Below are 5,885 nucleotides of genomic sequence, written 5' to 3' on the forward strand. Positions count from 1 at the left end.
CGGGGGGGGCGGGGGGGGGGGGGGGCGGCCAGGGTGATTGTCTGAACTTGTTGGCTCTTGTTCATCATTCTCTCCCGCACCAGGGTAACGCTGGCGCGAATAGTCAGTAGGGGCGATAGTAAAAAACTATTACCATTCGGTTGGCTTGCTTTATTTTAGTCAGCGTTATTTTGTCGCCCGCCATGATTTAGTCAATAGGGTTAAAATAGCGTCGGCAAAACGTAATTAAGGGCGTTTTTTATTAATTGATTTATATCATTGCGGGCGATCACATTTTTTATTTTTGCCGGCGGAGTAAAGTTTCATAGTGAAACTGTCGGTAGATTTCGTGTGCCAAATTGAAACGAAATTAAATTTATTTTTTTCACCACTGGCTCATTTAAAGTTCCGCTATTGCCGGTAATGGCCGGGCGGCAACGACGCTGGCCCGGCGTATTCGCTACCGTTTGCGGATTTCACCTTTTGAGCCGATGAACAATGAAAAGATCAAAACGATTTGCAGTACTGGCCCAGCGCCCCGTCAATCAGGACGGGCTGATTGGCGAGTGGCCTGAAGAGGGGCTGATCGCCATGGACAGCCCCTTTGACCCGGTCTCTTCAGTAAAAGTGGACAACGGTCTGATCGTCGAACTGGACGGCAAACGCCGGGACCAGTTTGACATGATCGACCGGTTTATCGCCGATTACGCGATCAACGTTGAGCGCACAGAGCAGGCAATGCGCCTGGAGGCGGTGGAAATAGCCCGCATGCTGGTGGATATTCACGTCAGCCGGGAGGAGATCATTGCCATCACTACCGCCATCACGCCGGCCAAAGCGGTCGAGGTGATGGCGCAGATGAACGTGGTGGAGATGATGATGGCGCTGCAGAAGATGCGTGCCCGCCGGACCCCCTCCAACCAGTGCCACGTCACCAATCTCAAAGATAATCCGGTGCAGATTGCCGCTGACGCCGCCGAGGCCGGGATCCGCGGCTTCTCAGAACAGGAGACCACGGTCGGTATCGCGCGCTACGCGCCGTTTAACGCCCTGGCGCTGTTGGTCGGTTCGCAGTGCGGCCGCCCCGGCGTGTTGACGCAGTGCTCGGTGGAAGAGGCCACCGAGCTGGAGCTGGGCATGCGTGGCTTAACCAGCTACGCCGAGACGGTGTCGGTCTACGGCACGGAAGCGGTATTTACCGATGGCGATGATACGCCGTGGTCAAAGGCGTTCCTCGCCTCGGCCTACGCCTCCCGCGGGTTGAAAATGCGCTACACCTCCGGCACCGGATCCGAAGCGCTGATGGGCTATTCGGAGAGCAAGTCGATGCTCTACCTCGAATCGCGCTGCATCTTCATTACCAAAGGCGCCGGGGTTCAGGGGCTGCAAAACGGCGCAGTGAGCTGTATCGGCATGACCGGCGCTGTGCCGTCGGGCATTCGGGCGGTGCTGGCGGAAAACCTGATCGCCTCTATGCTCGACCTCGAAGTGGCGTCCGCCAACGACCAGACTTTCTCCCACTCGGATATTCGCCGTACCGCGCGCACCCTGATGCAGATGCTACCGGGCACCGACTTTATTTTCTCCGGCTACAGCGCGGTGCCGAACTACGACAACATGTTCGCCGGCTCGAACTTCGATGCGGAAGATTTTGATGATTACAACATCCTGCAGCGTGACCTGATGGTTGACGGCGGCCTGCGTCCGGTGACCGAGGCGGAAACCATTGCCATTCGCCAGAAAGCGGCGCGGGCGATCCAGGCGGTTTTCCGCGAGCTGGGGCTGCCGCCAATCGCCGACGAGGAGGTGGAGGCCGCCACCTACGCGCACGGCAGCAACGAGATGCCGCCGCGTAACGTGGTGGAGGATCTGAGTGCGGTGGAAGAGATGATGAAGCGCAACATCACCGGCCTCGATATTGTCGGCGCGCTGAGCCGCAGCGGCTTTGAGGATATCGCCAGCAATATTCTCAATATGCTGCGCCAGCGGGTCACCGGCGATTACCTGCAGACCTCGGCCATTCTCGATCGGCAGTTCGAGGTGGTGAGTGCGGTCAACGACATCAATGACTATCAGGGGCCGGGCACCGGCTATCGCATCTCTGCCGAACGCTGGGCGGAGATCAAAAATATTCCGGGCGTGGTTCAGCCCGACACCATTGAATAAGGCGGTATTCCTGTGCAACAGACAACCCAAATTCAGCCCTCTTTTACCCTGAAAACCCGCGAGGGCGGGGTAGCTTCTGCCGATGAACGTGCCGATGAAGTGGTGATCGGCGTCGGCCCTGCCTTCGATAAACACCAGCATCACACTCTGATCGATATGCCCCATGGCGCGATCCTCAAAGAGCTGATTGCCGGGGTGGAAGAAGAGGGGCTTCACGCCCGGGTGGTGCGCATTCTGCGCACGTCCGACGTCTCCTTTATGGCCTGGGATGCGGCCAACCTGAGCGGCTCGGGGATCGGCATCGGTATCCAGTCGAAGGGGACCACGGTCATCCATCAGCGCGATCTGCTGCCGCTCAGCAACCTGGAGCTGTTCTCCCAGGCGCCGCTGCTGACGCTGGAGACCTACCGGCAGATTGGCAAAAACGCCGCGCGCTATGCGCGCAAAGAGTCACCTTCGCCGGTGCCGGTGGTGAACGATCAGATGGTGCGGCCGAAATTTATGGCCAAAGCCGCGCTATTTCATATCAAAGAGACCAAACATGTGGTGCAGGACGCCGAGCCCGTCACCCTGCACGTCGACTTAGTAAGGGAGTGACCATGAGCGAGAAAACCATGCGCGTGCAGGATTATCCGTTAGCCACCCGCTGCCCGGAGCATATCCTGACGCCTACCGGCAAACCATTGACCGATATTACCCTCGAGAAGGTGCTCTCTGGCGAGGTGGGCCCGCAGGATGTGCGGATCTCCCGTCAGACCCTTGAGTACCAGGCGCAGATTGCCGAGCAGATGCAGCGCCATGCGGTGGCGCGCAATTTCCGCCGCGCGGCGGAGCTTATCGCCATTCCTGACGAGCGCATTCTGGCTATCTATAACGCGCTGCGCCCGTTCCGCTCCTCGCAGGCGGAGCTGCTGGCGATCGCCGACGAGCTGGAGCACACCTGGCATGCGACAGTGAATGCCGCCTTTGTCCGGGAGTCGGCGGAAGTGTATCAGCAGCGGCATAAGCTGCGTAAAGGAAGCTAAGCGGAGGTCAGCATGCCGTTAATAGCCGGGATTGATATCGGCAACGCCACCACCGAGGTGGCGCTGGCGTCCGACGACCCGCAGGCGAGGGCGTTTGTTGCCAGCGGGATCGTCGCGACGACGGGCATGAAAGGGACGCGGGACAATATCGCCGGGACCCTCGCCGCGCTGGAGCAGGCCCTGGCGAAAACACCGTGGTCGATGAGCGATGTCTCTCGCATCTATCTTAACGAAGCCGCGCCGGTGATTGGCGATGTGGCGATGGAGACCATCACCGAGACCATTATCACCGAATCGACCATGATCGGTCATAACCCGCAGACGCCGGGCGGGGTGGGCGTTGGCGTGGGGACGACTATCGCCCTCGGGCGGCTGGCGACGCTGCCGGCGGCGCAGTATGCCGAGGGGTGGATCGTACTGATTGACGACGCCGTCGATTTCCTTGACGCCGTGTGGTGGCTCAATGAGGCGCTCGACCGGGGGATCAACGTGGTGGCGGCGATCCTCAAAAAGGACGACGGCGTGCTGGTGAACAACCGCCTGCGTAAAACCCTGCCGGTGGTAGATGAAGTGACGCTGCTGGAGCAGGTCCCCGAGGGGGTGATGGCGGCGGTGGAAGTGGCCGCGCCGGGCCAGGTGGTGCGGATCCTGTCGAATCCCTACGGGATCGCCACCTTCTTCGGGCTAAGCCCGGAAGAGACCCAGGCCATCGTCCCCATCGCCCGCGCCCTGATTGGCAACCGTTCAGCGGTGGTGCTCAAGACCCCGCAGGGGGACGTGCAGTCGCGGGTGATCCCTGCGGGCAACCTCTACATTAGCGGCGAAAAGCGCCGCGGAGAGGCCGATGTCGCCGAGGGCGCGGAAGCCATCATGCAGGCGATGAGCGCCTGCGCTCCGGTACGCGACATCCGCGGCGAACCGGGCACCCACGCCGGCGGCATGCTTGAGCGGGTGCGCAAGGTAATGGCGTCCCTGACCGGCCATGAGATGAGCGCGATATACATCCAGGATCTGCTGGCGGTGGATACGTTTATTCCGCGCAAGGTGCAGGGCGGGATGGCCGGCGAGTGCGCCATGGAGAATGCCGTCGGGATGGCGGCGATGGTAAAAGCGGATCGTCTGCAAATGCAGGTTATCGCCCGCGAACTGAGCGCCCGACTGCAGACCGAGGTGGTGGTGGGCGGCGTGGAGGCCAACATGGCCATCGCCGGGGCGTTAACCACTCCCGGCTGTGCGGCGCCGCTGGCGATCCTCGACCTCGGCGCCGGCTCGACGGATGCGGCGATCGTCAACGCGGAGGGGCAGATAACGGCGGTCCATCTCGCCGGGGCGGGGAATATGGTCAGCCTGTTGATTAAAACCGAGCTGGGCCTCGAGGATCTTTCGCTGGCGGAAGCGATTAAAAAATACCCGCTGGCCAAAGTGGAAAGCCTGTTCAGTATTCGTCACGAGAATGGCGCGGTGGAGTTCTTTCGGGAAGCCCTCAGCCCGGCGGTGTTCGCCAAAGTGGTGTACATCAAGGAGGGCGAACTGGTGCCGATCGATAACGCCAGCCCGCTGGAAAAAATTCGTCTCGTGCGCCGGCAGGCGAAAGAGAAAGTGTTTGTCACCAACTGCCTGCGCGCGCTGCGCCAGGTCTCACCCGGCGGTTCCATTCGCGATATCGCCTTTGTGGTGCTGGTGGGCGGCTCATCGCTGGACTTTGAGATCCCGCAGCTTATCACGGAAGCCTTGTCGCACTATGGCGTAGTCGCCGGGCAGGGCAATATTCGGGGAACAGAAGGGCCGCGCAATGCGGTCGCCACCGGGCTGCTACTGGCCGGTCAGGCGAATTAAACGGGCGCTCGCGCCAGCCTCTCTCTTTAACGTGCTATTTCAGGATGCCGATAATGAACCAGACTTCTACCTTAACCGGGCAGTGCGTGGCCGAGTTTCTTGGCACCGGATTGCTCATTTTCTTCGGCGCGGGCTGCGTCGCTGCGCTGCGGGTCGCCGGGGCCAGCTTTGGTCAGTGGGAGATCAGTATTATCTGGGGCCTTGGCGTCGCCATGGCCATCTACCTGACGGCCGGTGTCTCCGGCGCGCACCTTAATCCGGCGGTGACCATTGCCCTGTGGCTGTTCGCCTGTTTTGAACGCCGCAAGGTGCTGCCGTTTATTGTTGCCCAGACGGCCGGGGCCTTCTGCGCCGCCGCGCTGGTGTATGGGCTCTATCGCCAGCTGTTTCTCGATCTTGAACAGAGTCAGCATATCGTGCGCGGCACTGCCGCCAGTCTTAACCTGGCCGGGGTCTTTTCCACGTACCCGCATCCACATATCACTTTTATACAAGCGTTTGCCGTGGAGACCACCATCACGGCAATCCTGATGGCGATGATCATGGCCCTGACCGACGACGGCAACGGAATTCCGCGCGGGCCGCTGGCGCCGTTGCTGATTGGCTTGCTGATCGCCGTGATCGGCGCGTCGATGGGGCCGCTAACCGGCTTTGCGCTGAATCCGGCGCGCGACTTCGGCCCAAAACTGTTTACCAGTCTGGCCGGGTGGGGCTCGATCGCCTTTACCGGTGGGCTGGCGATCCCTTACTTTCTGGTGCCGCTGCTGGCGCCGGTGGTGGGGGCGATTATCGGGGCGTTTTTGTATCGCAAGCTTATCGGCCGCCATCTGCCGTGCGAATGCGGTATCGATGAGTAAAGCGGGACCCGCCGCAGCGCGG

5 protein-coding genes are annotated in these 5,885 nt (G+C 60.8%); all 5 read left to right on the forward strand.

Annotated features, from left to right (window positions below; translation table 11 throughout):
• Positions 1-477 precede the first annotated feature (477 nt).
• From HMPREF9538_RS17360 to HMPREF9538_RS17340, 5 genes are read left to right on the forward strand one after another with little or no spacing between them, the layout of a single operon-like run.
• Positions 478-2,145, forward strand: coding sequence for a propanediol/glycerol family dehydratase large subunit (locus tag HMPREF9538_RS17360; protein WP_002917676.1), 1,668 nt, complete (start codon positions 478-480; stop codon positions 2,143-2,145).
• 12 nt (positions 2,146-2,157) lie between these two features.
• On the forward strand, positions 2,158-2,742 hold the full coding sequence (locus tag HMPREF9538_RS17355) for a propanediol/glycerol family dehydratase medium subunit (protein WP_002917672.1): 585 nt from the start codon (positions 2,158-2,160) through the stop codon (positions 2,740-2,742).
• A gap of 2 nt (positions 2,743-2,744) precedes the next feature.
• The gene (locus tag HMPREF9538_RS17350; protein ID WP_002917670.1) at positions 2,745-3,170 is read left to right on the forward strand and encodes a glycerol dehydratase small subunit DhaB3; all 426 of its coding nucleotides are present in this window, start codon (positions 2,745-2,747) and stop codon (positions 3,168-3,170) included.
• 12 nt (positions 3,171-3,182) lie between these two features.
• Positions 3,183-5,006 (forward strand): diol dehydratase reactivase subunit alpha, encoded by a 1,824-nt coding sequence (locus tag HMPREF9538_RS17345; RefSeq protein WP_002917661.1) that lies wholly within the window; start codon positions 3,183-3,185, stop codon positions 5,004-5,006.
• Between the two features lie 53 nt (positions 5,007-5,059).
• Positions 5,060-5,863 carry an MIP/aquaporin family protein gene (locus tag HMPREF9538_RS17340; RefSeq protein ID WP_002917658.1) on the forward strand — a complete coding sequence of 268 codons (804 nt, stop codon included), beginning with the start codon at positions 5,060-5,062 and terminating at the stop codon, positions 5,861-5,863.
• Positions 5,864-5,885: the final 22 nt, after the last annotated feature.

Source organism: Klebsiella sp. MS 92-3 (assembly GCF_000195655.1).
GTDB classification, from domain to species: domain Bacteria; phylum Pseudomonadota; class Gammaproteobacteria; order Enterobacterales; family Enterobacteriaceae; genus Klebsiella; species Klebsiella pneumoniae.

Coding starts and splice junctions, on each gene's coding strand:
- HMPREF9538_RS17360 (WP_002917676.1), top strand. CDS start 478: ATGAAAAGATCAAAACGATTTGCAGTACTGGCCCAGCGCCCCGTCAAT.
- HMPREF9538_RS17350 (WP_002917670.1), top strand. CDS start 2,745: ATGAGCGAGAAAACCATGCGCGTGCAGGATTATCCGTTAGCCACCCGC.
- HMPREF9538_RS17345 (WP_002917661.1), top strand. CDS start 3,183: ATGCCGTTAATAGCCGGGATTGATATCGGCAACGCCACCACCGAGGTG.
- HMPREF9538_RS17340 (WP_002917658.1), top strand. CDS start 5,060: ATGAACCAGACTTCTACCTTAACCGGGCAGTGCGTGGCCGAGTTTCTT.